26 protein-coding genes and 1 tRNA gene are annotated in these 26,362 nt (G+C 56.3%); 16 read left to right on the top strand and 11 right to left on the bottom strand.

Annotated elements, in window-relative coordinates; translation table 11 throughout:
• Positions 1-39: 39 nt before the first annotated feature.
• Positions 40-2,307 carry an arginine/lysine/ornithine decarboxylase gene (locus tag ACFPDR_RS08165; protein ID WP_021446542.1) on the bottom strand — a complete coding sequence of 756 codons (2,268 nt, stop codon included), beginning with the start codon at positions 2,305-2,307 and terminating at the stop codon, positions 40-42.
• A 165-nt stretch (positions 2,308-2,472) separates the two neighbouring features.
• Here ACFPDR_RS08165 and ACFPDR_RS08160 point away from each other — a divergent pair.
• The 6 genes from ACFPDR_RS08160 to ACFPDR_RS08135 all read left to right on the top strand — a co-directional run bounded on the left by ACFPDR_RS08160 (position 2,473) and on the right by ACFPDR_RS08135 (position 7,460).
• Positions 2,473-2,546 (top strand) — tRNA-Cys (locus ACFPDR_RS08160).
• A gap of 564 nt (positions 2,547-3,110) precedes the next feature.
• Positions 3,111-3,893, top strand: coding sequence for an exodeoxyribonuclease III (gene xth, locus ACFPDR_RS08155; RefSeq protein WP_115633750.1), 783 nt, complete (start codon positions 3,111-3,113; stop codon positions 3,891-3,893).
• A gap of 15 nt (positions 3,894-3,908) precedes the next feature.
• Positions 3,909-4,238, top strand: a complete 330-nt coding sequence (locus ACFPDR_RS08150; protein ID WP_009457104.1) for a hypothetical protein — start codon at positions 3,909-3,911, stop codon at positions 4,236-4,238.
• A gap of 37 nt (positions 4,239-4,275) precedes the next feature.
• Positions 4,276-4,920, top strand: coding sequence for a guanylate kinase (gene gmk, locus ACFPDR_RS08145; RefSeq protein WP_021446541.1), 645 nt, complete (start codon positions 4,276-4,278; stop codon positions 4,918-4,920).
• Positions 4,921-4,955: 35 nt separating this feature from the next.
• Complete coding sequence (rpoZ, locus tag ACFPDR_RS08140) at positions 4,956-5,159, top strand: DNA-directed RNA polymerase subunit omega (RefSeq protein ID WP_003799665.1); 204 nt, start codon at positions 4,956-4,958, stop codon at positions 5,157-5,159.
• Positions 5,160-5,180: 21 nt separating this feature from the next.
• Positions 5,181-7,460, top strand: coding sequence for a RelA/SpoT family protein (locus tag ACFPDR_RS08135; RefSeq protein ID WP_009457108.1), 2,280 nt, complete (start codon positions 5,181-5,183; stop codon positions 7,458-7,460).
• A 90-nt stretch (positions 7,461-7,550) separates the two neighbouring features.
• Here the strand turns inward: ACFPDR_RS08135 and ACFPDR_RS08130 are convergent, their stop codons facing one another.
• Complete coding sequence (locus tag ACFPDR_RS08130; RefSeq protein ID WP_179136421.1) at positions 7,551-8,504, bottom strand: LysR substrate-binding domain-containing protein; 954 nt, start codon at positions 8,502-8,504, stop codon at positions 7,551-7,553.
• Between the two features lie 4 nt (positions 8,505-8,508).
• Positions 8,509-9,516, bottom strand: coding sequence for a LysR family transcriptional regulator (locus ACFPDR_RS08125; protein ID WP_115633752.1), 1,008 nt, complete (start codon positions 9,514-9,516; stop codon positions 8,509-8,511).
• A 39-nt stretch (positions 9,517-9,555) separates the two neighbouring features.
• On the opposite strand from ACFPDR_RS08125, the gene ACFPDR_RS08120 reads away from it, so the two are divergent.
• The 3 genes from ACFPDR_RS08120 to ACFPDR_RS08110 are packed head-to-tail and all read left to right on the top strand — an operon-like array spanning position 9,556 to position 11,842.
• Positions 9,556-10,452: a fumarylacetoacetate hydrolase family protein gene (locus tag ACFPDR_RS08120; RefSeq protein ID WP_376910983.1), complete on the top strand. Its 897-nt coding sequence runs from the start codon at positions 9,556-9,558 to the stop codon at positions 10,450-10,452.
• A 29-nt stretch (positions 10,453-10,481) separates the two neighbouring features.
• The gene (locus tag ACFPDR_RS08115) at positions 10,482-10,829 is read left to right on the top strand and encodes a RidA family protein (RefSeq protein WP_115633753.1); all 348 of its coding nucleotides are present in this window, start codon (positions 10,482-10,484) and stop codon (positions 10,827-10,829) included.
• A 32-nt stretch (positions 10,830-10,861) separates the two neighbouring features.
• Positions 10,862-11,842, top strand: a complete 981-nt coding sequence (locus ACFPDR_RS08110) for a tripartite tricarboxylate transporter substrate-binding protein (protein ID WP_376910982.1) — start codon at positions 10,862-10,864, stop codon at positions 11,840-11,842.
• Positions 11,843-11,954: 112 nt separating this feature from the next.
• Here the strand turns inward: ACFPDR_RS08110 and ACFPDR_RS08105 are convergent, their stop codons facing one another.
• The 4 genes from ACFPDR_RS08105 to ACFPDR_RS08090 all read right to left on the bottom strand — a co-directional run bounded on the left by ACFPDR_RS08105 (position 11,955) and on the right by ACFPDR_RS08090 (position 15,915).
• Positions 11,955-12,299 (bottom strand): AzlD domain-containing protein, encoded by a 345-nt coding sequence (locus ACFPDR_RS08105; protein WP_009457110.1) that lies wholly within the window; start codon positions 12,297-12,299, stop codon positions 11,955-11,957.
• 9 nt (positions 12,300-12,308) lie between these two features.
• On the bottom strand, positions 12,309-12,992 hold the full coding sequence (locus ACFPDR_RS08100; protein ID WP_009457111.1) for an AzlC family ABC transporter permease: 684 nt from the start codon (positions 12,990-12,992) through the stop codon (positions 12,309-12,311).
• Between the two features lie 21 nt (positions 12,993-13,013).
• Positions 13,014-13,886, bottom strand: a complete 873-nt coding sequence (locus ACFPDR_RS08095; protein WP_203145790.1) for a M23 family metallopeptidase — start codon at positions 13,884-13,886, stop codon at positions 13,014-13,016.
• Between the two features lie 70 nt (positions 13,887-13,956).
• Positions 13,957-15,915: a SurA N-terminal domain-containing protein gene (locus ACFPDR_RS08090; protein ID WP_035271790.1), complete on the bottom strand. Its 1,959-nt coding sequence runs from the start codon at positions 15,913-15,915 to the stop codon at positions 13,957-13,959.
• A gap of 170 nt (positions 15,916-16,085) precedes the next feature.
• Between ACFPDR_RS08090 and ugpQ the strand changes: the two genes are divergently transcribed.
• On the top strand, positions 16,086-16,832 hold the full coding sequence (ugpQ, locus tag ACFPDR_RS08085; RefSeq protein ID WP_257113636.1) for a glycerophosphodiester phosphodiesterase: 747 nt from the start codon (positions 16,086-16,088) through the stop codon (positions 16,830-16,832).
• Positions 16,833-16,857: 25 nt separating this feature from the next.
• Positions 16,858-17,712: a 23S rRNA (adenine(2030)-N(6))-methyltransferase RlmJ gene (locus ACFPDR_RS08080; protein ID WP_009457117.1), complete on the top strand. Its 855-nt coding sequence runs from the start codon at positions 16,858-16,860 to the stop codon at positions 17,710-17,712.
• A gap of 15 nt (positions 17,713-17,727) precedes the next feature.
• Here the strand turns inward: ACFPDR_RS08080 and ACFPDR_RS08075 are convergent, their stop codons facing one another.
• Positions 17,728-18,462 carry a pseudouridine synthase gene (locus ACFPDR_RS08075; protein ID WP_009457119.1) on the bottom strand — a complete coding sequence of 245 codons (735 nt, stop codon included), beginning with the start codon at positions 18,460-18,462 and terminating at the stop codon, positions 17,728-17,730.
• Between the two features lie 36 nt (positions 18,463-18,498).
• On the opposite strand from ACFPDR_RS08075, the gene ACFPDR_RS08070 reads away from it, so the two are divergent.
• Together ACFPDR_RS08070 and ACFPDR_RS08065 are read left to right on the top strand one after the other, a co-directional pair.
• Positions 18,499-19,074, top strand: a complete 576-nt coding sequence (locus ACFPDR_RS08070; RefSeq protein ID WP_060185146.1) for a chorismate--pyruvate lyase family protein — start codon at positions 18,499-18,501, stop codon at positions 19,072-19,074.
• 50 nt (positions 19,075-19,124) lie between these two features.
• Entirely contained in the window at positions 19,125-20,333 is a 1,209-nt protein-coding gene (locus ACFPDR_RS08065; RefSeq protein WP_060185147.1) for an MFS transporter, read from the top strand.
• 89 nt (positions 20,334-20,422) lie between these two features.
• Here the strand turns inward: ACFPDR_RS08065 and ACFPDR_RS08060 are convergent, their stop codons facing one another.
• From ACFPDR_RS08060 to ACFPDR_RS08050, 3 genes are read right to left on the bottom strand one after another with little or no spacing between them, the layout of a single operon-like run.
• The gene (locus ACFPDR_RS08060; RefSeq protein WP_088450131.1) at positions 20,423-21,265 is read right to left on the bottom strand and encodes an aldo/keto reductase; all 843 of its coding nucleotides are present in this window, start codon (positions 21,263-21,265) and stop codon (positions 20,423-20,425) included.
• A 50-nt stretch (positions 21,266-21,315) separates the two neighbouring features.
• Positions 21,316-21,654 (bottom strand): P-II family nitrogen regulator, encoded by a 339-nt coding sequence (locus ACFPDR_RS08055; protein ID WP_003799650.1) that lies wholly within the window; start codon positions 21,652-21,654, stop codon positions 21,316-21,318.
• 19 nt (positions 21,655-21,673) lie between these two features.
• A complete protein-coding gene (locus tag ACFPDR_RS08050) occupies positions 21,674-22,984 on the bottom strand; it encodes a mechanosensitive ion channel family protein (protein WP_060185150.1) in 1,311 nt (436 codons plus the stop codon).
• Between the two features lie 145 nt (positions 22,985-23,129).
• On the opposite strand from ACFPDR_RS08050, the gene argH reads away from it, so the two are divergent.
• From argH to ACFPDR_RS08035, 3 genes are all read left to right on the top strand, one after another.
• The gene (argH, locus tag ACFPDR_RS08045) at positions 23,130-24,551 is read left to right on the top strand and encodes an argininosuccinate lyase (RefSeq protein WP_376910979.1); all 1,422 of its coding nucleotides are present in this window, start codon (positions 23,130-23,132) and stop codon (positions 24,549-24,551) included.
• Between the two features lie 517 nt (positions 24,552-25,068).
• Entirely contained in the window at positions 25,069-25,203 is a 135-nt protein-coding gene (locus tag ACFPDR_RS08040; protein ID WP_257111923.1) for a hypothetical protein, read from the top strand.
• 115 nt (positions 25,204-25,318) lie between these two features.
• Positions 25,319-26,317, top strand: coding sequence for a MerR family transcriptional regulator (locus ACFPDR_RS08035; RefSeq protein ID WP_035271801.1), 999 nt, complete (start codon positions 25,319-25,321; stop codon positions 26,315-26,317).
• Positions 26,318-26,362: the final 45 nt, after the last annotated feature.

Below are 26,362 nucleotides of genomic sequence, written 5' to 3'. Positions count from 1 at the left end.
AGGCCGATGCCCTGCCCCGGCCCTGGATAGCAAACTGCTTTACTGTGCCACGCAGTCCACGTAGTAACGCTTCTGACCGGAGGCATCCACCTCTTCCACAAAACCGTGGATATCCGTACCAAAGCCCGGACACTGGCGATGCAGTTCACGCGAGAACTTCAGGAAATCCACAATCGTCTTGTTAAAGGCTTCACCAGGAATCAGGAGCGGGATACCGGGGGGATAAGGTGTGATCAAGTTGGTAGTCACGCGACCTTCCAGCTGATCAATCTCGACCCGTTCCGTACGACGCTGCGCAATGCAGGCAAAAGCATCAGCCGGACGCATGACAGGCACCACATCCGACAGGTACATATCGGTCATCAAACGGGCAATGTCGTGCTTGGCGTACAACTGGTGCACATGCTGGCACAAATCGCGCAAGCCCATTTCCTCGTAACAAGGATACTGGCGCGCAAACTGCGGCAGAACACGCCAGACAGGCAAGTTGCGGTCGTAATCGTCCTTGAACTGCTGTAGCGCTGTGACCAGAGAGTTCCAGCGGCCTTTGGTAATGCCGATGGTGAACATGATGAAGAAGCTGTACAGGCCAATCTTCTCCACAATCACGCCACGTTGCGCCAGAAACTTGGTCACGATAGAAGCCGGAATGCCGGTTTCACCAAATGTGCCTGTCAGATCCAGGCCGGGGGTAACAATCGTGGCCTTGATCGGATCCAGCATATTGAAGCCATCAGCCAGCGGGCCGAAACCGTGCCACTCGCTATGCTCCGCATCGTCCGTAATGATCCAGTCCTCAGGCTTGCCCACACCGTCTTCTGCCAGTGTTGGCGGGCCCCAGACCTTGAACCACCAATCGTCTTCGTCAAACTGCGATTCGACCTTGCGCATGGCACGGCGGAAATCCAGAGCTTCAATAATGCTTTCCTCAACCAGCACACGACCACCGGGTGGCTCCATCATGGCAGCGGCCACGTCGCAAGACGCAATAATCGCGTACTGCGGGCTGGTGCTGGTGTGCATCAGATAGGCTTCATTGAACAAATGACGATCCAGGCTACGAGTGACCGAGTCCTGTGCCAGCACGTGGCTGGCCTGGCTCAAACCGGCTAGCAGCTTGTGCGTGGACTGGGTGGAGAACACCATGGTTTCTTGCGGACGCGGACGGTTCTTGCCCATGGCGTGAAACTGACCATAGAAGGGATGGAAAGCCGCGTGCGGAATCCAGGCTTCATCAAAATGCAGCACTTCCACGTAACCATCCACGGCATTCTTGATCACCTGGGTGTCGTAAATAATGCCGTCGTAGGTGGACTGGGTCAGCGTCAGCACACGAGGTTTGACCGTATCGGCATCCAGATGCGAGAGCAAGGGGTGCTTGCGGATCTTCTCGCGAATGGTCTCGATATCAAATTCGCTGCGCGCAATCGGGCCAATAATCCCGAAGTGGTTACGCGTAGGACGCAGAAACACGGGGATAGCCCCCGTCATCACAATGCTGTGCAGGATGGATTTGTGGCAGTTACGGTCCACGACCACCACATCGCCCGGAGCCACGGCATGGTGCCAGACAATCTTGTTGCTGGTGCTGGTGCCGTTGGTCACGAAAAAGCAGTGATCAGCGTTGAAAATACGCGCGGCATTGCGTTCGCTGGCACCAATGGCCCCGTTGTGATCCAGCAGTTGGCCCAGTTCTTCAACGGCATTGCAGACGTCGGCACGCAGCATGTTCTCGCCAAAAAACTGGTGAAAAATCTGCCCGACCGGGCTTTTCAGAAAGGCTACGCCGCCGGAATGACCGGGGCAATGCCATGAATACGAGCCATCCTCGGCGTAATCGAGCAAGGCTTTCAGAAATGGAGGCTTGACGCCTTCCACATAACTGCGCGCTTCACGCACGATGTGGCGCGCCACGAACTCGGGCGTATCCTCGAACATGTGAATGACGCCTTGCAGCTCGCGCAAGATATCGTTTGGCATATGACGAGCCGTTTTAGTCTCGCCATACACATAAATAGGCACATCGGTATTGCGACGACGCACAGCCCGAATAAAGGCACGTAGATTGACCAGCGCCGGGGCGCTGTCTCCATCTTGCGTGAACTCCTCATCATCGATGGACAAAATAAACGCGCTGGCACGACTTTGCTGCTGGGCAAATTGACTCAGATCGCCATAACTGGTGGTTCCCAACACCTCGAAGCCTTCGGCCTCGATCGCATCTGCTAATACACGAATGCTCAGACCAGACGCATTTTCAGAACGAAAATCCTCATCGATGATCACAATGGGGAATTGATATTGCATGCCATGTCCTTAATACAAGGGAGTGCCGCAGGGGCGGCAAAAAAAGGGAGGGACGTCAGTCGCTTTTGCGCAGCAGATCGTACCGTGTTTCACGTCCCGTCATGTGACACTTGCTTTTCCCTACGTCCTTGGGCATAATTCTACATGTCCCAGGACAAAACAAAAGGCGTGGTGACAGATTGGCTATGTGACGGACTGCAAATCCGTTCAGGTTGGTTCGATTCCAGCACACGCCTCCATCTTGCTTGCATTCAAGACAGACAAAACTGGCCTTCTTTCCGGTTTTGAGCACACAGAAAAAGTCGCCATTACGGCGATTTTTTTATTCCCTTTTCCTGCATATCAAATCCTTGTACTACGCGCTGCGGCCAAGCCCTTCCATCGGTTTTGGCCCACCGTTCCAACTTGGCCTGCAATTTAACACAAGCAGGCGCGTGATCTGCGCAAAAAACCCTCTTTTTCGTGCCCTAAAAACATCAATCTGCCCCAAGCGCGCTTTGGGTCTTGCCGCCTGACTTTATGGCTGTTACATGCAGATAGTTTGAGGACAAATTTATTGTCTGAAAATGTCTGTTTTTCACTACGACCTAGAACAAAACCCAGGCTCATCGGCCATTTTCATCCTGTCGGTTGCGCTGGCTTTAAAACCAGTCCCTGGCTAGCGCTGATATGATGGCGGCATTCGCGCACGCTAAACGCCATCCTGCCCGTTTCCAACACGCTGATGGCCGCCTCTGCACTACCTTTATCGGCAAAGCCCTGTACAAGCGGCTTTCTCTGATTTACCGAGATTGTCTGACACCATGAAACTCACCACCTGGAACGTGAACTCCCTGAACGTCCGTCTTCCCCAAGTTCTGGACTGGCTCAAGGCCAACCCCGTAGACGTGCTGTGTCTGCAAGAGCTCAAACTGCCCGACGAGCGTTTTCCCTTGGAGGCTTTTCAGGAAATGGGTTATCACGCTCACTGGGCGGGTCAGAAAACCTACAACGGCGTGGCCCTGATTTCGCGTGAGCCTGGCACGGATGTGCAACGCAATCTACCCAACTACGAAGACCCGCAGCAGCGTTTGCTGGCCGCCACGTACCCCTCGCCTGATGGCCCGGTGCGTGTTATCTGTGCCTACTGCCCCAACGGGCAATCGCTGGAAAGCGAAAAGTACACCTACAAGCTGGAATGGTTTGCCGCCTTGCACGACTGGCTGGAAAAAGAATTGCAGCAGTATTCCCGTCTAGCCATTCTGGGCGACTATAATATTGCCCCAGCCGACCAGGACGTTTACGACCCGGTCAAATGGGGAGTCGATGTTCTGGTATCCCCGCCCGAGCGCGCTGCGTTCGAGCGTTTGCTGGCACTGGGCCTGCACGATGCCTACCGTCTGTTTGAGCAAAGCGGCAGCCCCTTTACCTGGTGGGACTATCGTCGTTTTGCATTCCGTCGCGATGCGGGGCTGCGTATTGATCACGCCTTGTTGTCTGATGAGCTCAAGTCCCGTTGCACGGCCTGCGATATTGACCGCGAGCCGCGCGCCAATGAGCAGCCCTCGGATCACGCTCCCGTTACCGCTACCTTGTCTTTTAGCTGACACACTCTTTTCATTATGCAAATTCAAAGCCAAATCATCGAGCAGACTGACTCGGCCTATGTGCTTGAGATCACCTTGGAAGAGGAGCACAAGGTCTGGGCCTATCTGGCCATCAGCGAGCCTGATCTGGATGCGGTCGCCCATATTGTCCCGCCCGAGCAATTCGAAGCCGGTGGCGATGTGCACGTGATGGCCATTGCCCAGCCCGAAGATGCCCCGCAGGAAGTGGAAGACGTTTTGTTCTCCATGAATCCCAATGACACGGTGGTCTTTCTGTGCGCGGACCAGGCCAGCATCCTGGCCGTTTTGAATGAGTTTGGGCAAACCGACCCAAGCAGCAATTAATTCTTTTATAAAAATCTACTTCTAGAGTCTGCTCTCCATGTCCACGAGCTATCCTGGCACCGTCTTTATGGTTGTCGCCCCCAGCGGGGCGGGTAAATCCAGTCTGGTCAACGCCCTTCTGGCCAACGATTCCAACATCATGCTGTCCATCTCGGCCACTACACGTGCCCCCCGTCCCGGCGAGAGCGACGGCCAGCACTACTTCTTTGTGGACAAAGCGCGTTTTGAAAACATGGTCGCAGAAAACGCCATGCTGGAATGGGCCAAGGTGCATGACAACTACTACGGCACGCCCCGCGAACCCATTCAGAAAGCCCTGAATGCAGGCCGTGATGTGTTGCTGGAAATTGACTGGCAAGGCGCCCGCCTGGCGCGTGAACATTTCCCCGAAGCCGTCGGCATTTTCATTCTGCCGCCCTCCTTGCCCACCTTGCAGGCCCGTTTGCGCAAACGTGGACAAGATAGCGAAGAGATCATCGCCCGCCGCCTCGAGGCTGCCGAGCACGAAATCGCCCATGTTCATGACTGTCAATATGCTATTATCAATGAGGATTTTGATACGGCATTACAGCAGCTATTGAGTATTGTGCAGGCCAGTCGTTTGCGCACTGCCACTCAGTCAGTACGGCATCGCCAACTCTTTCAACAATTAGGCGCAGATGCCCTGCTGAATCAGGGCTGATCTCCTTCTTATTACTTTTTGATAACAGGTCTACTATGGCTCGCATCACTATCGAGGACTGCCTGGAGCAAGTCCCCAATCGCTTTAAGCTCACCTTGGCAGCCGCCTACCGTGCGCGCGAACTGGCTCAAGGCCACGAACCACGCCTGGAAAGCAAGAACAAGCCTACGGTTACCGCCCTGCGAGAAATCGCCTCCGGCGCGACCGGTCTGGAAATGCTGCGCAAAGTTCCTACCTGATAGGCACAGGCGGAGCACAGTATGGCATTTTCTGGTTTACGGGGCGCATCGTCTGGGCTGTTGGCCGTCCTTAAAAAAGGTTCACGGCTAGGTCGTCGCAAGCCTAAAGACAAGAACACCCCGGCACTGGCACAAGCTGCTCAGGAAAGTGCCAGTCCTCCTATTGCCTCACTGGCTCCGCTACACAAGATCATCTCGCAGTACCTGGACCCGAAAGATGTGGAACGGGTACGGGAGGCCTATCGTTTCTCCGATCAGGCCCATCTGGGGCAGTTTCGCGCCAGTGGCGAGCCCTATATCTCGCACCCCATTGCCGTCACGGAAATCTGTGCGGGCTGGAAGCTGGATACCGATGCCTTGATGTCGGCCCTGCTGCATGACGTGATCGAAGATCAGGACGTCACCAAGCAGGAACTGGCTGAGAAGTTCGGGACCGATGTGGCCGAGATTGTGGACGGCCTGTCCAAGCTGGAACGCCTGGAGTTTGCTACCAAGACACAGCAACAGGCCGACAGCTTCCGCAAGATGCTGCTGGCCATGTCGCGTGACGTGCGCGTGATTCTGATCAAGCTGGCCGACCGCTTGCACAATATGCGCACCCTGGATGCGGTCAAGCCGGAAAAACGCCGCCGCGTCGCCCAGGAAACGCTGGATATTTACGCTCCGATCGCGCATCGCCTGGGCCTGAACGCCCTGTTCCGCGAGCTGCAGGATCGCTGCTTCAAGGCTATCTACCCCAATCGCTACAAGGTGCTGCACAAGGCCTTGCTGGCAGCGCGTGGCAATCGCCGTGAAGTGCTGGGCAAGATCACCGAAGCCGTCAAGATCGCCCTGCCTGCTGCCGGAATTGATGCCGAAATTTCCGGCCGTGAGAAGTCGCTCTACAGTATTTTCTGCAAGATGGTCGAGCAGAAGAAGTCCTTTTCGGACGTGCTGGATATTTATGGCTTTCGCGTCATTGTGCATACCCTGCCCGAGTGCTATTTGTCCTTGGGTACGCTGCACCAGCTGTATCGCCCCGTACCGGGCAAATTCAAGGACTACATTGCCATCCCCAAAGTGAATGGCTACCAGTCCCTGCACACTACCTTGATTGGCCCCTACGGCACCCCTGTCGAGTTCCAGTTCCGCACCCGCGAAATGGACCACGTGGCAGAAGAAGGCGTGGCCTCTCATTGGCTGTACAAAGAAGACGACGTCACCCTGAACGATCTGCAAAAGCGCACACACCGCTGGCTGCAATCCTTGCTGGATATCCAAAGCCAGACAGGCGACTCCACAGAATTCCTGGAACACGTCAAAGTTGACCTGTTCCCCGATGCCGTTTACGTCCATACGCCCAAAGGCAAGATTATTTCCCTGCCTCGTGGTGCGACTCCGGTGGACTTTGCCTACAGCATCCATACCGATATCGGCAATCACGCTGTTGCTTCCAAAATCAATGGCGAGTTTGCCCCACTGCGCACCGAGCTGAAAAGCGGTGACTCGGTAGAGATCATTACCTCCCCCGCCGCTCGCCCAAGCGCTCAGTGGCTGAACTATGTCCGTTCGGGCCGCGCCCGTTCGGAAATCCGCCATTACCTGCGCACGGTTAAATACGAAGAATCCGTGGCTTTTGGCCGCCGTCTGCTGGATCAAGCCTTTGACCAGCTAAGCCTGCCACATGCCACCGACGACGATCCCAACTGGGACAAACTGGCCAAGGGTTCGGGCGCCGCATCCCGTGAAGAAATTCTGGCCGATATTGGCTTGGGCAAACGTTTGGCCGCCGTCGTGGCGCGCCGCTTTGCTCCAGAAAACCCCTTGCTGGAAACCACTGCGGCCGAGTTTGACGAAATTAACGCCAACACTTCTGCACCGATTCTGATTCACGGTAACGAAGGTCAGGCTGTACAGCTGGCACCGTGCTGTGGCCCCCTGCCCGGTGACGCCATTATTGGCGGCATCCGTCTGGGTCACGGTTTGGTTGTTCATATGGCTGAGTGTGCGGTGGCACAACGCGCCCAGGCCAAAGAGCCCGAACGTTGGGTTCCTGTCATGTGGGACAGCAATACCGCCCGCCACCTGTCCACCCGTCTGGATGTCACTGCGATCAACGAGCGTGGTGTTCTTGGCCGTCTGGCTGCTGAAATTACCGATGCCGACTCCAACATCCTGCATATTTCCATGCCGGACGAATCGGCTGCGACCTCCGTGTTGCACCTGACCGTTCAGGTTGATAGCCGTACCCACCTGGCACGCGTGATTCGCGCCATCCGTCACGTACCGCAGGTTCAGAAGATTGTGCGTGTGAAGGGCTAAACCCGCTTGCAAACCAGCTTTCAGCCGTACAAAAAACGCCTGCTCAATAGCAGGCGTTTTTTATGGTTCAAATACGATCAAAGCCCGCTACTAGGCCAGGGTCTCACGCACATGTTGTTCCAAGGCCCGAATAAAAATATCCACTGGCTCATGCGCATAGTCGTCCTGCGGCAAGAATAAGGAAACGGACGGCAATGCAATTCCGTCGAAAGGCAAGGGGACTACTCGCACGACGCCCTGTTCGCTGAATTGTCGGGCTGAAATAGAACCCAGCAAAACCAATGCCTGGTTCTCGCGTAGCACCGCCAGGTTCGCCAAGGTCAAGGTCGACTCCAACAGACAGCGAGGCTCCTGAAAGCCCTGACGGGCCAACCAGAAAGCCAAAGTACGACGCAAAGGAGCACCTTGAGGGGGCAGGACCCATTCATAGCTCAGGGCATCTTCCCAATCCACCGTTGATTTGGAAAAAATAGGGTGCTGCGGCTCGGCCACCATCACAATAGATTCGTTATACAAATGCAGAGTGTCAAAGTCTTCCAGGTCCTGGCTATCCAGCACCCGACCCAAGACACAATCCAGGCGCCCATCCCGCAAACGCTCCAATAAACTGGCGCTGCTACCCTCCTCGATACGCAAAACCACATCCTGAGCAGCCGCCCGCATGGCGGCCAAGGCTCCCGGAATCACCGCCCCGCAGGCTGGCGACACCCCCACACGAACCCGTCCCTTTGCACCTTGCTGGGCGACCTGAACCTCTTCGCCCAAACCATCAACTAGCCCCAGAAAGCGCTGAGCACGCAGCACCAAGGCCGCACCGGCTGCAGTGGGTAGTACTCCACGATTACTGCGTTCATACAAAGTGGCACCGACCAAGGACTCGGCCTCCAGCAAAAGTTTGCTGGCCGCCGGCTGGCTCATGCCCATCATTTCTGCCGCGTGCTTCAGGCTGCCATGCTCCCCCAATGCTGCCAGCAACTCCAGATGTCGCAAACGAATACGACGCGACAAGGGAGGAAGTTGGGGGGAAATACTTCTATCCGCCATATCTTTACTCTCCGTAAGCAGCTTCTCTGCTCCCCAGAAACTGAGCAAATTGAACCAAGGTTTGGTGCAGCGCCGGGTCACCCCGAACATGGGGGCCCGGGAGCAAGAATGCAGGGACATCAATGCCTGAGTCACCTGCTAGTTCAATCGGCCTCACCACTCCAGCCTGCTGCATAAAAGACGCCTGAGCCGCTGGCAAGCAGGCCACGGCATCTGATTGGGCCACTACTGTACTCAGACCGTGCCCGGCGGGGATCTTCCAAATGCGCGCAGGCGCTTCCATGCCGACCTTGGCCGTCCAGTCCTGGAACGCCCGGTGCCAAGAAACCGCTAACGTTGGCAAAATCCAATCCAAAGCCTGTACATCCTTGGGACTCAAAGACTTACCCGCCTTCAACAAGGGATGATGTGTTCTTAAAACAGGCACCACGCGACTGCTGATCCGTAACAGTCCAGTCCATTCAGCATTCATAGGTTCGTCCAGCAAAACAGCATCGAGGTCCGCCTGAAGCAAAAGCGGCAACACCTGTTCAAACTCCAGATCCAGCAAACGCAGCTTCAAGGATTGGGACTGACGCCAGCGCACAAAGGCATTGCCAAGCGCCATGCCGTGTAAATCCGATATATAGCCAATCTTGAGAACAGGGGCTTGTTTCTCGTGATGCCCAGCACCCCGATCAAGTACATCCAGCAAATGCCCCACACGTCGTAAAACCAACTTGCCTAGTGCTGTTGGCTCGATGCCTTGCCGACTGCGTGTAAACAAAGTCGCACCCATCTGCGCCTCGATCTCGGCCAAGGCCTTACTGACTGCAGATTGGGTCAAGGACAAATCGCGCGCAGCACTATGGATACTGGAATTCCGCCCTAAGGCGGCCAAAACCAAGAGCTGACGCGGTTCAAGCCGCTTCATCAGGCAGGGAAAAACACAAAGAAAAATTCGTTTCTGGTATTCATCATAGTTATAACAAGACGTGAATTTTTCATTAACTGGGAATGGATGGCCGAGCATACCATGAACTTCATGTTCAACAGTTACCCGGATTTATCTATGTTTTCCCTTAAAACCCTGCTGATCGACCAAGCCCCTGTGGCCTGTTTATCGATAGACGGAAAGGACTACTCCATTACCGCCTTGTGCCAGCGTGTGAACTCCCCGGCCTTGCCTGACAGCGTGCTTGATCTGCTGACACAGTGGGAGACGAATCTGCCCAAACTAAAGAGCTTGGCTGAGCAAGCGACAGCTCATACGGACCTGATTCTGAGCAAAGCAAACGCCACCCTGCCGCCCGTGCTGTATCCCGGCAAGATTCTGTGTGCCGGTGCCAACTACTACGACCATCTGCAAGAAATGGGTGTGCCCGCAGAGAAAAAAGACCAGCGCCTGTTCTTCTTTTTCAAGCCCGCACGCCAGGCTGCCATTGGCGACGGCCAGTGCGCCGCCATCCCCAAGAACTGCCAAAAATACGATTGGGAAATTGAACTGGCCATGGTGATCGGCAAAACCGCCAAGGACCTGACACTGGAAAATGCGATGGAGCACGTGGCGGGCTACACCATTGCCATTGACCTCTCGGCCCGGGACTTTGCCCGCGCCCCCGAGCAGTTCTATAAATTTGACTGGGTAGCCGCCAAAGCCAATGACGCCAGTTGCCCCATCGGCCCTGCCCTGATACCCGCCTGCTTTGTCAGCGACCCGCAAGATCTGGATCTGAAGCTGAAACTGAACGGCCAGATCAAACAGGAGGCCAACACCTCCGGCATGATTTTTGACCTGCGCGAGCAACTGGTGCGCCTGACAGAAATCATGACGCTGGAACCTGGCGACATCGTCCTGGCAGGAACCCCAGCGGGTGTCGGTGCAGCACGAGGCGAGTTCCTGGCCCCCGGCGACCAACTGCACGCTCACATCAGCGGTCTGGGCACCCTGAACACCACGATTGCCTAATCCTTTCTTTTAATCATCAGGAGATCAACATGAGCATTGAACGCTTTCACCAAAACAAGAACATGAGCAAGTACGTCATTCACGACAAAATTGTGTATATGTCGGGGCAAGTCGCCATGGACCCATCCGGCTCGTTTGAAGAACAGCTGCAGCAGATTCTGAGTCAGATTGACGAGCAATTTCAGGAAATCGGCATAGACCGCAGTCACATTCTGCGTGCCATGATCTGGATCGACGACTACAAGAAATGGCCCTTATTGAACGAGATCTGGAATGCCTGGATTCCCGCTGACAAAAAACCAGCCCGTTCCTGCGTTGAATCCAAGCTTGCCTTTCCACAATACCAAGTCGAAGTTGAAATAACCGCCGCACTCTGATTTCAAGGCAGAGCGCGACATCGGGAGACTTTATGAAAAAAATCAAAATAAATGTGGGCGCAGCAATCATTACTTCCTTTCTCGGCGCTGGGGGCGTGGGGACGGCTCAAGCTGACTCGGCGGCAAGCGCCAGGATTCTGGTTGGCTTTCCAGCCGGGGGAAATGTGGATCTGGTCGCAAGACTGATTGCCCCCGATCTGTCCAAAGCATTGGGACGGCCGGTGATCGTGGACAATCGACCGGGAGCCTCCGGGCGTCTGGCAATCAATTTGGCCACCACCTCGGCACCTGATGGCTCAACCTTTATTTTGACTCCCGGAGTGGCGCTCACCCTCTATCCGCATACCTTCACCGAGCTACGCTACGAGCCCTTCAAGGATCTGGCTCCTGTCAGCAATGCGGTGAACTGGAACCTGGGGCTGGCTGTGCCCAGCAGTTCGGGCATCAAGAACTTTGCGGACTATGTACAAAGCATCAAAGCCGACCCGAATCAAACCTTTTTTGCCAGTTCCTCTACCGGCAGCGGTCAGCATCTGGCCGGACTGTACTTGGGACAGACTCTGGGCGTAGCACTGGAACATGTAGGCTACAAAGGAGCCAGCGAAGCCATCGTGGCTCTGGTTGGCGCACAAGTCCCGGCAGCGGTACTGAATATTGGAGAGCTGATCCAGCAATCCGAAGCAGGCAAGATCAAGGTACTGGCGCTATTTGACAGCAAGCGGGCCCCCTTGTTGCCGGACACCCCTTCCATTGCCGAGCTGGGTTATCCGCAATTGGAGATCAATGGCTGGCTGGCCTTCTATGCGCCTGCAGGCACCCAGCCTGAGCTTGTACAAGCAGCACAAGCGTCCATTGCCACGACCTTGAACAATGCCGCGGTAAAAGAAAAGTTGCGTTTGGCGGGCATGCAAAGTGCCAGTAGCACCCCCGAGGAGCTGGACGCCAAAGGCAAGAAAGAGTTCGAGCATTGGCAGACAGTCATCCAAAGCCTGCCAAACTTCAGCAAGTTTTAAACAGGAATCAAACCGCCCTCGAAAAGGCCCAGGCAGGCAGCGGCAAGCTCAGCAATCCACTTCCGACCTGCCTTCAGCCTGCAACCTGCTTCAAGGGCAAAATAAGGCCTAGCTAAACGCCAACGTAAGCCACGCACAGGCCGTAGGCCAGCACGCCAGTCAGTGTTGAACCCGCAATGCCACCTGGCCAGCGCCGGCCCAGCAGCACCCCAGCCAGACCTGCCAGCAAAGGCGGCAAGTCCAGGGACATATGTTCAGGGCGCAGCAAGGAGATCAGGGACACAACCAGCAAGGACACCACACCTGCCGGGCCAATGGCCCCAAACAGGCGTGGCCAGATCGAAACGCGGCTGGGGTCCACCTTGCCTTGTCGTCCACCCAGACGCAAGGGCAAGTAACGAATCAAAAATGTGCCCAGACCCGCCAGCACAATCATGAGCAGAAAACTCCAATCCATCTCCACTCCTTAAGCGCGGCGCAGGGCCATCAAACCACCGGCCAGCATGCCGACAATAATCGCCAGATATGATGGCAAGAAAGCCATGGCCAGAACAGCCCCTACAGCGGCAGCCACCAACACCGGCAAAGGTGCAGATCGGCGGATTTCCAGCAACAGGGCAAAGAACAAGGCGGGCAAGACAAAACCCAGCGTCTTTTCCAGCACGGGAGATTGACCCAGCAAATCGCTGGCGAAGAAGGCCCCCACGGCGGTGCCCAGCACCCAGGACAGGTAAGAGCCCAGTTGCAAGCCGCAGTACCAGGACTCCTGCTCCTGGGCCGGTTGGCGGGCTACTCCGGCTGCAGAAGCGGCAAAGACCTCATCGGTCAGGCCAGGAGCCATGAACAGACTGGAGACAGTTCTTGGGCCGGTAAAAAAGCCCATCAAGGTTGGGCCATAGAACACATGGCGCAGGTTCATGAGCAGCACAATACCCAAAATGCTGGGATAGGCGGCGCCTGCCACCAGCAGACTGATCAAAATGAACTGACTGGCCCCCGCGTACACGATCAGGGACACCATCACTGCCAGCCAGGGTGACAAGCCCGCGTGCACAGCGGTCAAACCAAAGGAAATCGCGACGGGGACATAGCCCAGGGCGATAGAGGCGCTGTCTCGCAAGCCCCGTCGATATGCCGAACCGATAATCATGAAAAACCTTGCAGGGCCTGCCTAGGCCTGGAATGCACCAATAAAGATGGCGGGGTCCACCCGTGCGTTATTCAGACTGACATTCCAGTGCAAATGAGGGCCAGTCGCACGGCCCGTTGCGCCGGAACGCGCCACCACATCGCCCCTGCTGACACGATCACCCACGCGCACATCAAAAGCCGACAAGTGACAGAACATGGTGATCAGGCCCTGACCATGATCCACAAATACGGTTTTACCGTTAAAGAAGTAATCCGCCACGATGGTGACAATCCCGTCAGCAGGCACTTTGACCGCCGTGCCGGTAGGTGCGGCGAAATCCAGACCCGAATGCGGGTTACGCTCTTCACCATTGAAAAAACGGCGCAAACCAAACGGACTGGTCAGGCGACCCGGTACCGGCTTTTCAAAGACCACATTGCTGGGGCCTTCTGTGCGGAAGCTGGCATATGCCTGCATCTGCTCCTCGTATTCACGCTCAAAACGGGCTTGCTGTTGCGGATCCGGATTCACATGCGACTTGTTTTTCAGGGTGATGCGCTGCTCGCGGTAACGCTTGCTGCCAACCTGAAACGCCACGCCCGACTGTCCTTGCACGGATATGCTGTGCTGGCCTGGTTGGGTTTTCAAGTCCAGTCCGACTATCGCTTTCCAACGCTGATCAGCATCCTGAATCACCAGCACACGGTTGCCATTGAAGTGCACCACCGGCGCTGAGCCACCCGCTCCCAGGTCCAGCACTGCCACCCCGCCTGGCACAGGGCGATGCAAGGTGCGCTCGATAAAGGTGCCCTGCCCAGGCGCAGCATAGGCCAAGTACGGTGCCGTCAGGCCCCAAACAGTTGCGGCGCCTAAAAGGCGCCGCCGTACCAGGGAAATATCAGTGTGATTCATCAGAATGCTCTTTGAAAAACACCCCTGGAGCCTGCTGGCTCCAGGGTTACAGGCTCTGACTCAAGCCGCTTTATTCATTTTCACCTGTGGAGGTCAACTCTTTTTCTGCTTCTGGCAGAATCTGAACCTTCTCTTCCACACGCATGGCTTGCAGAACGGCTTGGGTCTCCGTGCGGGCCATGGCTTGGGTCAACTGTGCTGTCAGCATGTCCAGACCAGGGTTGCCGGACTTGCCAGGCTCATGACTCAGAATCTGCACCACAGTGTAGCCCTGGGGCTGGCGATCACCCACATAGGCAGGCAGCTTGTCCACGGGGTTGGCCAGAACCTTGTTCAGCAAGGCTTCGTCCATCTCGGGGAATTCCGCACGGCTCACGGCAAACTGGGCCGAGAAGTTCTCAGGTTCGGTACCCGCTTGCAGCTGCTTCAGGTAGTCCTCACCGGCCTGAACCGCCAAGGCAGCCGCTTTTTCACGGCGCAGGTTTTCCTCAGCAATAGTGCGTACTTTATCCAGTGCAGGCACATGAGCCTCGGTAACGTCGGTTACGCGCAAGGCAATCAAGGTGTCAGGCGACACTTCTACAACGCCTGCATTCTTGCGCGAAGCCAGAGTTTCGGCATTGAACAAGGCTTGGCGAACACGGCTGTCATCCAGCACGGCTGCATCGGGACTCTTGGCGGCAGCCAGCTCACCTTCAACTTGCGAAGCAGGAATCAAACCTTGGCGGCTGATGCCTTCAGCCTGCTTCAGAGTCAGGCCCAAGGCATTGGCGGCGGCTTCCAGATTGTCTTCGTTGTCGTAAACCAGATTAGTCAGCTTGCTGGCCATATCGGCAAAGCGCTCGGAAGCCAGTTGCTTGCGCACTTCGTCCTGCACCTTGCTGCGGGCTTGCTCGAAGGACTCGCCTTGTTCGGGCTGAACTTCGTTACTCTTGAAAATGTGGAAACCGTTGGGGCCTTCAATCACGCCCGACACATCACCTTTTTTCAAGGCAAATACAGCGCTTTCCAGCACGGACGGCCAGGAGCCTTTGCTGATCCAGCCCAGTTCGCCACCTTCACGGGCGCTACCCTCGTCCTGGGAGTTGGCACGGGCCAGGTCGGCAAAGCCTTCTTTATTGGCCTGGGCTTTTTCAGCCAGTTCGCGAGCCTTGGTCTGGGCCGCTTCACGTTCGGTATCGGAGGCACCGGCAGGCAATGTCACCAGAATGTGACTGATGTTCACACGGCCAGCTTGAACGTAACGAGCCTTGTTTTGCTCGTAGTATTGCTTGAGCTGATCGTCGGTAGGTGTCGCCAGATCTTTGGAGGCCGCTGCTTCATTCAGCAGCAGGTATTCCACTTTGACTTGCTGGGGCAGTTCCAGCGATTGCTTGTTGGCGTCATACCAGGCTTGCAGATCAGCATCGCTGATCTGAACCTTGGATTCGAAATCACGGGTCAGGAAGCTGCGTGTGCGTACACCACGCTCTTCGGTCAGGGCGATTTCCAGCTTGTTCATCACGCTGGGCAGCATGGAGGAGCTGGCAGCCACGGGACCGAGCACGCGTTGCAGGGCCATCTGGCCGCGCTGGCTTTGCTCGAAATCACGGGTATTGATGCCTGCCGAAGCCAGAACCTGGCTGTAAAGGGCGGGTGAGAAAGAACCGTTTTCCTGAAATTCCGGCATAGTGGCGATGTAGTCGCGCAGCGCAATGTCGGAGACGTTAAAGCGAGCGGCAGTAGCCACTTCAATTTGTACACGCTGATCAATCAAGGATTCCAGCAATGCACGACGGCTTTCCAGGCTGTCAGCCTGGGCCAGATCAAAACCGGAAGGATTGTTGCGCTGCATATCGTCCAGCTGCATGCGGCGCGCACGATCAAATTCCTGGGACGTAATGGCGCTATCGCCAACTTTGACAATATCGCTATCGCCCGAAACGTAGCTGGAGTAGCCGCTGACGCCGATCAGCACAAAAGACGGCAGAATCAGCACTAACAGGACCAGCTGCATGACGCGTTGGTTCTTACGGATAATCTCGAACATTAATCATCACCTACTTTCGCTTGCAGCAGGGCGCTGCGGGTGGCGCATCAGGCCGGTGAGCCGGCTCGGCCTGAAAATATACCGTATATGAAAACCGTACAGTGTACAGCCCCGGTTAAAATAGTACATTGGCTTTTTATCACGCCTCTTGCGAGTCCGCCATGTCTTCAATGAATCATCACTGGCCCTACCCCGCTTTGATCGCCCACCGTGGCGCCGGCAAGATTGCCCCGGAGAACACCCTGGCCGCCATTCGGGTCGGTGCCCAGAACGGTTTTCGCATGATGGAGTACGACGTCAAACTAAGCCGTGATGCGGTTCCCGTGCTGCTGCACGATGACGAGCTGGACCGTACTTCCAATGGTCAGGGTATTGCCTCCAGGCTGAGCTTGGCCGAGCTGTCCGCCCTGGACTTCGGTGCCTGGCATTCCTCGGCCTACGCCGGGGAGCCCATGCCCACATTAAGTTCGATAGCCGCCTTCACCCTGGCCAATCAGGTTCACAGCAATATCGAAATCAAGCCGACCACCGGGGACGAAGCCGAAACAGGCCGACTGGTCGCCCTGGCCGCCCAAGCCTTGTGGGCGCAGGCCAGCTTGCCGCCGCTGCTGTCGTCCTTTTCTGAAGAGGCTCTGGAAGCAGCCCAACAAGCCGCCCCCACCCTGCCCCGTGCCCTGCTGATTGAAGAGGAGGTTCCGGCCGACTGGCCCGATCGTCTGGAGCGTCTGGGCTGCATGGGTCTGAATTTGAATGACCGCTTTGTCACTCAGGCTTTGGTTCAGGCAATTCGACAAAAAGGCTATACCGTGGCTGTCTGGACCGTGAACGATGCTGAGCGGGTGCGCGAACTGCTCGATTGGGGGTGCAATGGCATTTTCACTGATAAAGTCACCACCATTCGCCCCGACACTCTTTAATTAAACCGCAACACCAGGATTTCTCTTGTTCAGTTACCGTCACGCCTTTCATGCTGGCAATCATGCAGACGTGCTCAAGCACGCCACCTTGCTGCATATCTTTAATTACTACGCTCAAAAAGACAGCGCCTTCAGCATCATCGATACCCACTGTGGTGCCGGTATCTATGATCTGGAGCACGACTGGGCGCAAACCAAGGGCGAGTTCTACGACGGCCTGGACCGGGTCTTGCAGCAGGACGACTACCCGGAGCTGGTGGAACACTATATTGATGCCATTGCCGACCTGAACCCGGACGGTACCGCGCGCTACTATCCCGGTTCGCCTTGGCTGGCGCTGGAGCGCTTGCGCACGCAGGACAGCTTCCACGGCTTTGAACTGCACCCATCTGAATTCGAAGTCTTGAGCGACAACGTGGCGCAACTATTCCCCCAGGGAAACCGTCGGGTGCGCCTGTATCCGGAAAATGGGTTTGAACAGTTGGGACGCCTGCTACCGCCGCCCTCGCGACGTGCCATCGTGGTAATGGACCCCTCGTACGAGGCCAAATCCGACTACCAGCAGGTCTTGAACAGCGTCAAAAACGCGCTCAAGCGTTTTGCTCAAGCCTGTATTGTCGTGTGGTATCCCATTGTGCAGCGGCCCGAAGTACAAGCCTTGCAACGCAAGCTGGAGCAACTGGATACGCCCTGGCTGCATGTCAGCCTGTCGGTTCGTGCTCCGGCCAAAAATGGTTTGGGTTTGCATGGCAGTGGCCTGTTCATCAGCAATCCTCCCTGGACGCTGCTCAAAGCTCTGGAACAAAGCATGCCGTGGTTAACAAAAACGCTGGCCCAGGATGACAAGGCCAGCTTTCAACTTCGTCACTCGGGGCTGTAAGCCGCCCCTTTGCCTTTAGGCCAGGCTCTCGGATTCTTTCATGTAGCGCCACTGGCCCATAGGCAGGTCGCCCAGCACCAGATCGCCAATACGCACGCGCTTCAAACCCACCACTTTCAGACCGACCAGTTCACACATGCGGCGAATCTGGCGTTTCTTGCCTTCGCGCAAGATGAAACGCAGCTGGTCATCGTTCTGCCAGGACACCTGGGCGGGCAGCAAGGGCTTGCCATCCAGGCTCAAACCAAAGTTCAGCAGTTCCAGGCCACGCTCGCTCAGCTTGCCGGTTACACGCACCAGATATTCCTTGTCGATGACCGAGTCTTCACCAATAATCTGCCGCGCAATACGACCATCCTGAGTGAGAATCAGCAATCCGGTGGAGTCGATATCCAGACGACCAGCCGGCGCCAGACCGCGCAAATGCGCCGGATCAAAGCGCTGGCTGCCGCGACCACCCTTGTACTGCGTGGAAGCGCCGATCAGGGAAACCGCATTGCGATAACCAGCTTCGGCTTGCCCCGACACATAGCCCACGGGCTTGTGCAGCAAGATAGTGGCACGTTGGGTCTGACGCTGACGCGCTTGTTTTTCCAGTGTGATTTTCTGATTGGGGTAGGCTTTGCTCCCCAGTTCAGAGACGATTTGACCGTCCACACGAACCCAGCCGCGCTCGATGAAAGCATCCGCCTCACGGCGTGAACACATGCCGCGCTGGGCCATTAATTTTGAGATACGTTCTTTTTCCATGAGCGCTATTTTATGGCTTTGGCGATAATACAGGACATGAAATTTCCCTCCAGCACAAAAAAACCCTGGCATGAGCACGTTCACCCCTCTGCCACCCCCGCTCAAAAGTACTGGCTACACCGTCCCGGCGCCCTGACTGGCGGTCTGCGCCGCTTGGGCAAGGTCGATCTGGAAGTGGTCAGCGAATACGCTTGCCGCTTGAACCCGCAAGAAGCCGCTTTGATTCAAAAGCCGCCAGGCACGCTGGCCTGGATACGCGAGGTATCCATGGCGGTGGACGGAATCCGCTGCGTGATTGCCCGCAGTTTCACTCCCCTGCCCGCCTCACACAGCGTCTGGCAAGGCATACGGCGGCTGCGCAGCCGTCCGCTGGCCGACATGCTTTATAACGATGCCCAGATACAACGTTCCGCCTTTTTAAGCTGCCGTTTGAATCGCGGCATGAGCTTTTTTCGCACGATTGAGCGCGCCCTGAATCCCTGTGGCGAGCCGGTTCCGCAGGCTCAGCAGATTCTGTCGCGCTGCTCCGTCTTCTGGCGGCACGGTCAACCCCTCCTGGTGGCCGAATCCTTTATGCCAGCCTTCTGGGCACGCGGTGCTACACTGGTTTAGCTCAAATTCAGCATTAACTAATAAAACAAAGTTATATACAGAACCTGACCATGTCCACGCAAGCCGATCCAAGCCGACGCAACGCCTTTATTCTTTCCGGGATGCAAGCATTAGGCGGGGCAAACCCGGCCTTGGTGGTCGCACTCAGCAGTCTGGTGGGCCAAAAAATGGCCAGCAGCCCGGATCTGGCAACCTTGCCGGTAGGCATTTTCAACCTGGGTCTGGCTGTGGGCATTTTGCCAGCGGCCTACCTGATGCGCCGCTTGGGACGCCAGGGTGGCTATATCATCGGTGCCTTGCTGGGCATAGGGGCGGGCCTGCTGGCCGCCGCCGGGATCTACAGCCTGTCCTTTGTCATGTTCTGTGTGGGCACTCTGCTGGCCGGGCTGTATGCCTCTTACGTGCAAAGCTATCGTTTTGCCGCGGCCGATGACGCCAGTGATGCCTTCCGTCCCAAGGCCATTTCCTGGGTCATGGCCGGAGGGCTGCTGGGCGCGATTATCGCCACGCAGACGATTATCCATACCCAGGACATTTGGCCGGAGCACCCTTTTGCCGCCGCCTTCCTGGCACAAGCAGGCTTGGCAGCCCTGGTCCTGCCCTTCGCCTTTGGTCTGCGCCTGGCACCAGGCACACGGAATCAGCAAGAGAAAATCCCCTACACCGGACGTCCCCTGCGCGAGATTGCCTCCAACAGTTACTTCATTATTGCGCTCCTGGCTGGAGTCGCTTCCTATGTGCTGATGAACTTTCTGATGACGGCTTCGCCCTTGGCTATGGTCATGCACGGCCATAGCCTGAAAGAGTCAACCTTGGGGATTCAATGGCATATTCTGGCCATGTTCGGCCCCAGCTTCTTTACTGGCAATCTGATCAAACGCTTTGGCAAAATCCCCGTCACCTTTGCGGGCGTGCTCTTGCTGGGACTGGCCAGCATTGTGGCGCTGCTGGGCATGACGGTGCCGCATTTCTGGGTGAGCCTGATTTTGCTGGGTCTAGGCTGGAACTTCGGGTTTATTGGTGCCACCAATATGGTGGTGGACTGCTACCGCCCCGAAGAGCGTGGCCGTGTGCAGGCCTTGAATGACTTCATCATCTTTACCTGTGTGGCCTTGTCCTCCTTCACCTCGGGCCGCGTGCTGGCCGTGTATGGCTGGTATGGGGTCAATACCTGGACGCTGCCGATCTCGGCGGTGGTCATGCTGGCTTTGGCCTGGTTGTACTTCAAGAATAAGCGTCAGCCCTACTTCGCCAGTTAAGCAAAGCGACAGCCGCAAAGCAACGGCTCATGAAAAACGGCCCCCAAGCCTTGGATTTCATCCAGGCTTGGGGGCCGTTCCTCTTGCGTTCAAATCATCGGTAAATAAGCAGGCTTGGGGCCGCGTGGAAACTGAGCGTCCAATGCCTGAATATGCTCGGGCTGCAGCACCAGATCCCCGGCAGCGGCATTTTGCTGGGCATGAACCGCGCGCGAGGCCTTGGGAATCACAAACACATTGGGGTCACGCAGCAAAAAAGCCAAAGCCACTTGCCGCGCAGTAGCCTGATAATGGCTGGCAATCTCGGCCAACAAGGCCCCGCCTTGAGAGTCCGGCTCGGGAAAATCATCGTGACCGAAGGGACTGTAAGCCACCACGCTGACTTGATGCTCCTGACACCAGGGCATGACCGCGTGTTCAATCGCGCGCTCGTTCAGGTGATACAAGACCTGATTGCAGGCAATTTCACCCGGCCCCACGATGTCGTACAGCTCTTCCAGATCCGGCACATCAAAATTGCTGACGCCCCATTGCTTGATCTTGCCTTGCTGAACTAGCCTGTCAAAGGCTGCGCAGGTTTCTTCCAAAGGAACCTGACCGGGCCAGTGCAATAAATACAGATCCAGGTAGTCCGTACCCAGACGCTTCAGGCTGGCCTCGCAAGCGCGGATTACACCCTGACGGCTGGCATTGAAGGGCAAGACCTTGGACACCAGAAACGCCTCGTGCCGACGACCTTGCAGGGCCTGACCGATCAAGGTTTCTGCTTGCCCGTCACCATACATCTCGGCGGTGTCGATATGGTTCATGCCAGCGTCCAGCCCGGCCTGAAACGCGGCCACGCTCTGCGCCCAATCGGCCTGCTCCACATACCAACTGCCTTGGCCTACACGCGAAACACGTGGTGCCGACCCTAGTTTTTCATATCGCATCAGCTTGTCCTTCCATCACTACTGTCCAAACCAGCCCAACTGCGACCCCCTTACAAGGCGTCGCGACCGCTCTCCGAAGTACGGATACGGATAGCCTGCTCGACCGGCGTCACAAAAATCTTGCCGTCGCCAATCTTGCCCGTATGGGCGGCTTTGATAATGGCTTCGATAATCGCGTCACAGCGATCAGCTGCCACCACGATGTCCACACGAATCTTGGGCAGAAAATCCACCACATATTCGGCACCGCGGTACAGCTCGGTATGCCCCTTTTGGCGACCAAAGCCTTTCACTTCAGTCACGGTCAAGCCATTAACGTCCAGCTCTGCCAGGGCTTCGCGAACTTCATCCAGCTTGAAGGGTTTGATGATGGCCGTAATTTGTTTCATGGTTACTCGCACGTCAAATTTAAAGAGGATCTTTGGCAGCGCCCGGCAAGGACGGACGATGACTTTCTGCTGCCAGACTCAAGCCCAGGCTCAAGTCGCGACCGGTAGGCGACTGGAACAGACGCAAGCCAAGCTCAGGCAGCACAGCCAGAATGTGGTCAAAAATATCGCCCTGGATGCGCTCGTGGTCCACCCAGGCGGTTTTATTGGTAAAGCAATACACCTCGATAGGGATACCATCTGCCGTGGGCTCCATCATGCGCACCATCTGAATCATGTCCTGATGGATTTCAGGATGGCGCTTGATATACGCCATGCAGTAAGCGCGGAAGGTGCCCAGGTTGGTCAGGCGACGGTAATTGACCGCATCCAGACCGGCACGGCTCAGCTCCTGGTTGGAGCGCTCCAGATCTTCTTTTTTCTCGTTCAGGTAATCGCGCAGCAAGGCAAAGCGCGACAGGCTATCGACTTCAGTCGGCGTCAAAAAACGAACGCTGGAGGCATCAACGCTCAACGTGCGCTTGATACGGCGGCCGCCTGACTCAAACATCTGACGCCAGTTGCGATAGCTCTCGGAAAACAGCTTGTAAGTGGGAATGGTGGTAACCGTCTTGTCCCAGTTCTGGACCTTGACCGTGTGCAGCGCCATATCAATAACAAAACCATCCGCCCCGGCCTGCTTCATTTCGATCCAGTCGCCGATGCGCAACATGTCATTGGTGCTCATCTGCGTGCTGGCCACCAGCGACAGCAAGGTGTCTTTAAAAACCAGCAAGAGCACCGCTGACAAAGCACCCAGACCGGAGAGCAGCAGAACAGGCGATTGATCCAGAATGATGGAGATCATGACAATAATGCCAATCGCCCACACCGCTATCTTGGCCACTTCCACATAGCCCTTGATGGACTTGGTGCGCCCTTTGCTGGAATTGGCGTAGACCTCTTGCCAGGCCCCCAACAGGCTGACAATCGCCATGATGAGAAAGACCAGAAAGCCCAGCAAGGCCACCCGCTCTATGATTTCCAGCAAGGTCTTGGCCAGGGGCAGCAAGGTCAGATTGGAGCTGACCACCAGCAAGGGCACGGCATAGCCCACATTGCGCACAAAGCGCTTCTTGACCAGGGCACGCGCCCAATCGTCCTTGCCCGCCACTTTCAGCAAGCGCCGCACCAGACGTGAGAGTACGGAACTGGTCAACCAGCTGACAATCCAGACCAGCACCGTCAGCATGGCCAAACCGGCCAAAATCTGTACCCAGCGATCCTGCGGTAAATACGCTTCGATCCATTGCCATCCCAACAAATCGGCAAAGGTGCGTTCTTGCTCCATGTATTCTTCCTTGTCCAGCCAGCCCCAAAAAGGGCCCGCATGGTTTCCTAGAGTCTGAAAACTATCTAATATACTGCACAGCGTCTGTTTCCTGCGGGACTGGATGACCTGCGTCAGCCCGTCCGATCCACTATAATTGCCCTCTATGTCATCAAACACCCCCCCCTCTTCCCAAGACCAGTTCGCCAATAAGGCCATGGCCTGGTCGGCTCGCTTTTCCGAGCCCGTCTCTGACCTCGTCAAACGCTACACAGCGTCGGTGGACTTTGACAAGCGCATGGCCCGCTTTGATATTCAGGGTTCCCTAGCCCACGCCAGCATGCTGGCTGCCGTCGGTGTGATCACCGAGCAGGACAAGGCCGACATCGAGCGCGGCATGAGCCAGATTCTGGACGAAATCGCCCAAGGCCAGTTCCAGTGGTTGCTGGATCTGGAAGACGTGCACCTGAACATTGAAAAACGTCTGGTCGAGCTGATTGGCGATGCGGGCAAGCGCCTGCACACCGGCCGTTCGCGCAATGACCAGGTCGCCACCGATATCCGCCTGTGGCTGCGCAATGAAATCGACATTGCCCTGGACCTGCTGGCCCAGATGCAGCGCAAGCTGGCTGAGTTGGCACTGGCTCAGGCAGACACTATTTTGCCCGGTTTCACCCACCTGCAAGTGGCACAGCCCGTTACTTTTGGGCACCATTTGCTGGCCTACGCCGAAATGTTCCAGCGTGATGCCGAGCGTCTGCAAGACTGCCGCAAGCGCGTGAACCGCCTGCCATTGGGCGCGGCCGCTCTGGCCGGCACCAGCTACCCGATCGACCGTGAAATGGTTGCCAAGCTGCTGGATTTTGACGATGTGTGCCGCAACTCGCTGGACGCTGTGTCGGACCGCGACTTCGCCATCGAATTCTGCGCCGCTGCGGCCCTGATCATGACGCACATCTCCCGCTTCTCCGAGGAGCTGGTGCTGTGGATGAGCCCACGCGTGGGCTTTATTGATCTGGCTGACCGCTTTTGCACCGGCAGCTCCATCATGCCGCAAAAGAAAAACCCTGACGTTCCCGAGCTGGCCCGTGGCAAGACCGGTCGCGTCAATGGTCACCTGATTGCCCTGCTGACTTTGATGAAAGGCCAACCGCTGGCCTACAACAAGGACAACCAGGAAGACAAGGAAGGTCTGTTCGATTCGGCTGATACCATTCGCGACACCCTGACCATTTTTGTAGACCTGATCTCCGGCATCAAGGTCAAGCCAGAAGCCATGCGAGCTGCTGCGCTGCAAGGTTTTGCGACTGCTACTGATCTGGCCGACTACCTGGTCAAGAAAGGCCTGCCTTTCCGTGATGCCCACGAAACCGTGGCCTTGGCCGTGCGTGAGTGTGAACAGTTGGGTTGCGATCTGGCTGATCTGAACCTGGAACAGCTGCAGAAATTCGACAGCCGTATCGAGTCGGATATTTTTGGCGTGCTGACGCTGGAAGGCTCGGTCGCTTCGCGCAAACACATCGGTGGCACCGCCCCCGAACGTGTCCGTATCGAAGCACAGCGTATTCTGGATCGTATTCCAGGCTGATAAGCAGCGACTGCTGAAAGCAGAAAAAGCCGCTCCTGTTCTAGGAGCGGCTTTTTTTTAGGCATTGACTCAGATTTGATCTGACGTGTTTTGTCAGTTGCGTTAGGGTTAGGACTGGAACTGCTGCTTTCGGCCATGACCCGACATTCGCTCCACGGGCACAATGGAGCCAACAGCGGTCCTTCGTCAATCTGAATAGGCTTCACTAATGGTTCATCTCGAACGGTCTGTGGCAACGTTGCGCATCATGGGTGACGAACTAGTGCCTGAGGAAATTTCGAGGCTACTCAGTGCAATGCCGACGTCAGCTCATGTGAAAGGGCCGCAGATTCCTTAGAGCCCATCGGGCCGCATTGGCACGAAGAACTCTGGCATGTGGCGTCTAAGGGCGAAGGAGACCGAGCCAGAAGACTTGGATGGTCAGGTCTCGGAGTTGCTTGGTCAAGTCACGTCAGACCTAGCGGTTTAGGGTGACATCGTGACTCGGTTTCGTGTTGACCTGTTCTGCGGATGGTTCATGGACAATAATAGCAAGGGCGTGGAGCTTTCACCCGAGAGCATGCTTACACCAGCGCAGCGCGGCATCAAGTTGTCGTTTGGCACCTACGGGCCGGAAGCTTCGGATGGCCTTGAGCGTGTGTCGCAGACTTAGGTTAACCCGCCATGCCGGCAATTGAAAGAACGCTAAGCCCGCTTTAGGGCGGTTACCCCCTACAGGCTCGACCTTTACCAGACAATCGTGGTAAATCTGACAAACCGTGTAAACCGTGGACGCCATTCATCTCACCATAGGAGCAGTCGCCAAGCGTGCGGGTATCACTGTACGTACTCTGCATCATTACGACCATATCGGATTGGTATGCCCCAGTGCTCGAAGCGAGTCGGGGTATCGCCTCTACAGTGCCAACGACATCGAGCGATTGCATGCCGTTCAGTCCCTCAAACAACTAGGACTCAGCCTCGAAGCGATTGCGGCAACATTGACTGGAGGTGAAGTCACACCTCAAGTGTTACTGCGTCGCCAGGTAGAAGATGCTACGCGCAAGCTGGTGGAAATCCAGGAGCTCAAAGAAAAGCTGCTGTTTCTGGAGCACGCTGTCTCTCGCCAAAACGCATCGGCCGGTGATTTGCTCGACGGCATTCGCCTCCTTGAGACTCATCAGTTGTACCTTCCCTCAGAGGACGTACGGCGGCTGCTTGCGCGCTGGCGTCGCGCCAAGGCCCGATGGCAGCCAGTTGCCGGAAAATTGCTTGCATGCCGAAGCGGCGATGTTCCGGTCGATGCAGCGCAAACGCAGTTGCTCGCACAACGGTGGATGAACATCGCAATGTCTGTTTTCGGAGGACGGCTGGGCGCCATCCTTGATTGGGCGCGAATGCATCGGGAAGCGCCTGAGACGGCGCGGCACGCTGGACTTGAGCCAGAGCTCATGCAATACCTTGAACAAGCCATCGAGTTGCGCCTGGAAGCATTGCGCCGTCATCTCTCGCCAGACGAACTTAACAGACTGGATGGCTCTACAGGGCCTGAGTGGGAGACATTTGCGGCTCAAGGAGAGAGGCTGCTCGCCAATAGAGTCTCTCCAAAGACAAAGGCTGCGCGCGAGTTGGTGGCGCGATATCGCGAACTCTCGCTTAGAACCGTAGCGCAGGATATGTCGCTTGCGGTCAAGCTGAAGCAGGCCTATACCTCGGAGCCCATATTGGCGCTCGGTCACTTTGTTGGTCCACAGCTGAGGGCATACCTCGAAGCTGCTGCCTCTTGACCCTGACGTTACGTCAGGCCTGAAAGTACTCCTTTCGTTGAACTA

This window comes from Alcaligenes sp. GCM10023179, assembly GCF_042653705.1.
Classification (GTDB): domain Bacteria; phylum Pseudomonadota; class Gammaproteobacteria; order Burkholderiales; family Burkholderiaceae_B; genus Alcaligenes; species Alcaligenes phenolicus.
The sequence above is the reverse complement of the archived record's forward strand: the minus strand, read 5'-3'. Positions and strand labels throughout refer to the sequence as shown.

Bases quoted from the DNA above. Each gene is read 5' to 3' on its own strand.
- ACFPDR_RS08165 (WP_021446542.1), bottom strand. From the start codon at position 2,307: ATGCAATATCAATTCCCCATTGTGATCATCGATGAGGATTTTCGTTCT.
- xth (WP_115633750.1), top strand. From the start codon at position 3,111: ATGAAACTCACCACCTGGAACGTGAACTCCCTGAACGTCCGTCTTCCC.
- ACFPDR_RS08150 (WP_009457104.1), top strand. From the start codon at position 3,909: ATGCAAATTCAAAGCCAAATCATCGAGCAGACTGACTCGGCCTATGTG.
- gmk (WP_021446541.1), top strand. From the start codon at position 4,276: ATGTCCACGAGCTATCCTGGCACCGTCTTTATGGTTGTCGCCCCCAGC.
- rpoZ (WP_003799665.1), top strand. From the start codon at position 4,956: ATGGCTCGCATCACTATCGAGGACTGCCTGGAGCAAGTCCCCAATCGC.
- ACFPDR_RS08135 (WP_009457108.1), top strand. From the start codon at position 5,181: ATGGCATTTTCTGGTTTACGGGGCGCATCGTCTGGGCTGTTGGCCGTC.
- ACFPDR_RS08130 (WP_179136421.1), bottom strand. From the start codon at position 8,504: ATGGCGGATAGAAGTATTTCCCCCCAACTTCCTCCCTTGTCGCGTCGT.
- ACFPDR_RS08125 (WP_115633752.1), bottom strand. From the start codon at position 9,516: ATGCTCGGCCATCCATTCCCAGTTAATGAAAAATTCACGTCTTGTTAT.
- ACFPDR_RS08120 (WP_376910983.1), top strand. From the start codon at position 9,556: ATGTTTTCCCTTAAAACCCTGCTGATCGACCAAGCCCCTGTGGCCTGT.
- ACFPDR_RS08115 (WP_115633753.1), top strand. From the start codon at position 10,482: ATGAGCATTGAACGCTTTCACCAAAACAAGAACATGAGCAAGTACGTC.
- ACFPDR_RS08110 (WP_376910982.1), top strand. From the start codon at position 10,862: ATGAAAAAAATCAAAATAAATGTGGGCGCAGCAATCATTACTTCCTTT.
- ACFPDR_RS08105 (WP_009457110.1), bottom strand. From the start codon at position 12,299: ATGGATTGGAGTTTTCTGCTCATGATTGTGCTGGCGGGTCTGGGCACA.
- ACFPDR_RS08100 (WP_009457111.1), bottom strand. From the start codon at position 12,992: ATGATTATCGGTTCGGCATATCGACGGGGCTTGCGAGACAGCGCCTCT.
- ACFPDR_RS08095 (WP_203145790.1), bottom strand. From the start codon at position 13,886: ATGAATCACACTGATATTTCCCTGGTACGGCGGCGCCTTTTAGGCGCC.
- ACFPDR_RS08090 (WP_035271790.1), bottom strand. From the start codon at position 15,915: ATGTTCGAGATTATCCGTAAGAACCAACGCGTCATGCAGCTGGTCCTG.
- ugpQ (WP_257113636.1), top strand. From the start codon at position 16,086: ATGAATCATCACTGGCCCTACCCCGCTTTGATCGCCCACCGTGGCGCC.
- ACFPDR_RS08075 (WP_009457119.1), bottom strand. From the start codon at position 18,462: ATGGAAAAAGAACGTATCTCAAAATTAATGGCCCAGCGCGGCATGTGT.
- ACFPDR_RS08070 (WP_060185146.1), top strand. From the start codon at position 18,499: ATGAAATTTCCCTCCAGCACAAAAAAACCCTGGCATGAGCACGTTCAC.
- ACFPDR_RS08065 (WP_060185147.1), top strand. From the start codon at position 19,125: ATGTCCACGCAAGCCGATCCAAGCCGACGCAACGCCTTTATTCTTTCC.
- ACFPDR_RS08060 (WP_088450131.1), bottom strand. From the start codon at position 21,265: ATGCGATATGAAAAACTAGGGTCGGCACCACGTGTTTCGCGTGTAGGC.
- ACFPDR_RS08055 (WP_003799650.1), bottom strand. From the start codon at position 21,654: ATGAAACAAATTACGGCCATCATCAAACCCTTCAAGCTGGATGAAGTT.
- ACFPDR_RS08050 (WP_060185150.1), bottom strand. From the start codon at position 22,984: ATGGAGCAAGAACGCACCTTTGCCGATTTGTTGGGATGGCAATGGATC.
- argH (WP_376910979.1), top strand. From the start codon at position 23,130: ATGTCATCAAACACCCCCCCCTCTTCCCAAGACCAGTTCGCCAATAAG.
- ACFPDR_RS08040 (WP_257111923.1), top strand. From the start codon at position 25,069: ATGGACAATAATAGCAAGGGCGTGGAGCTTTCACCCGAGAGCATGCTT.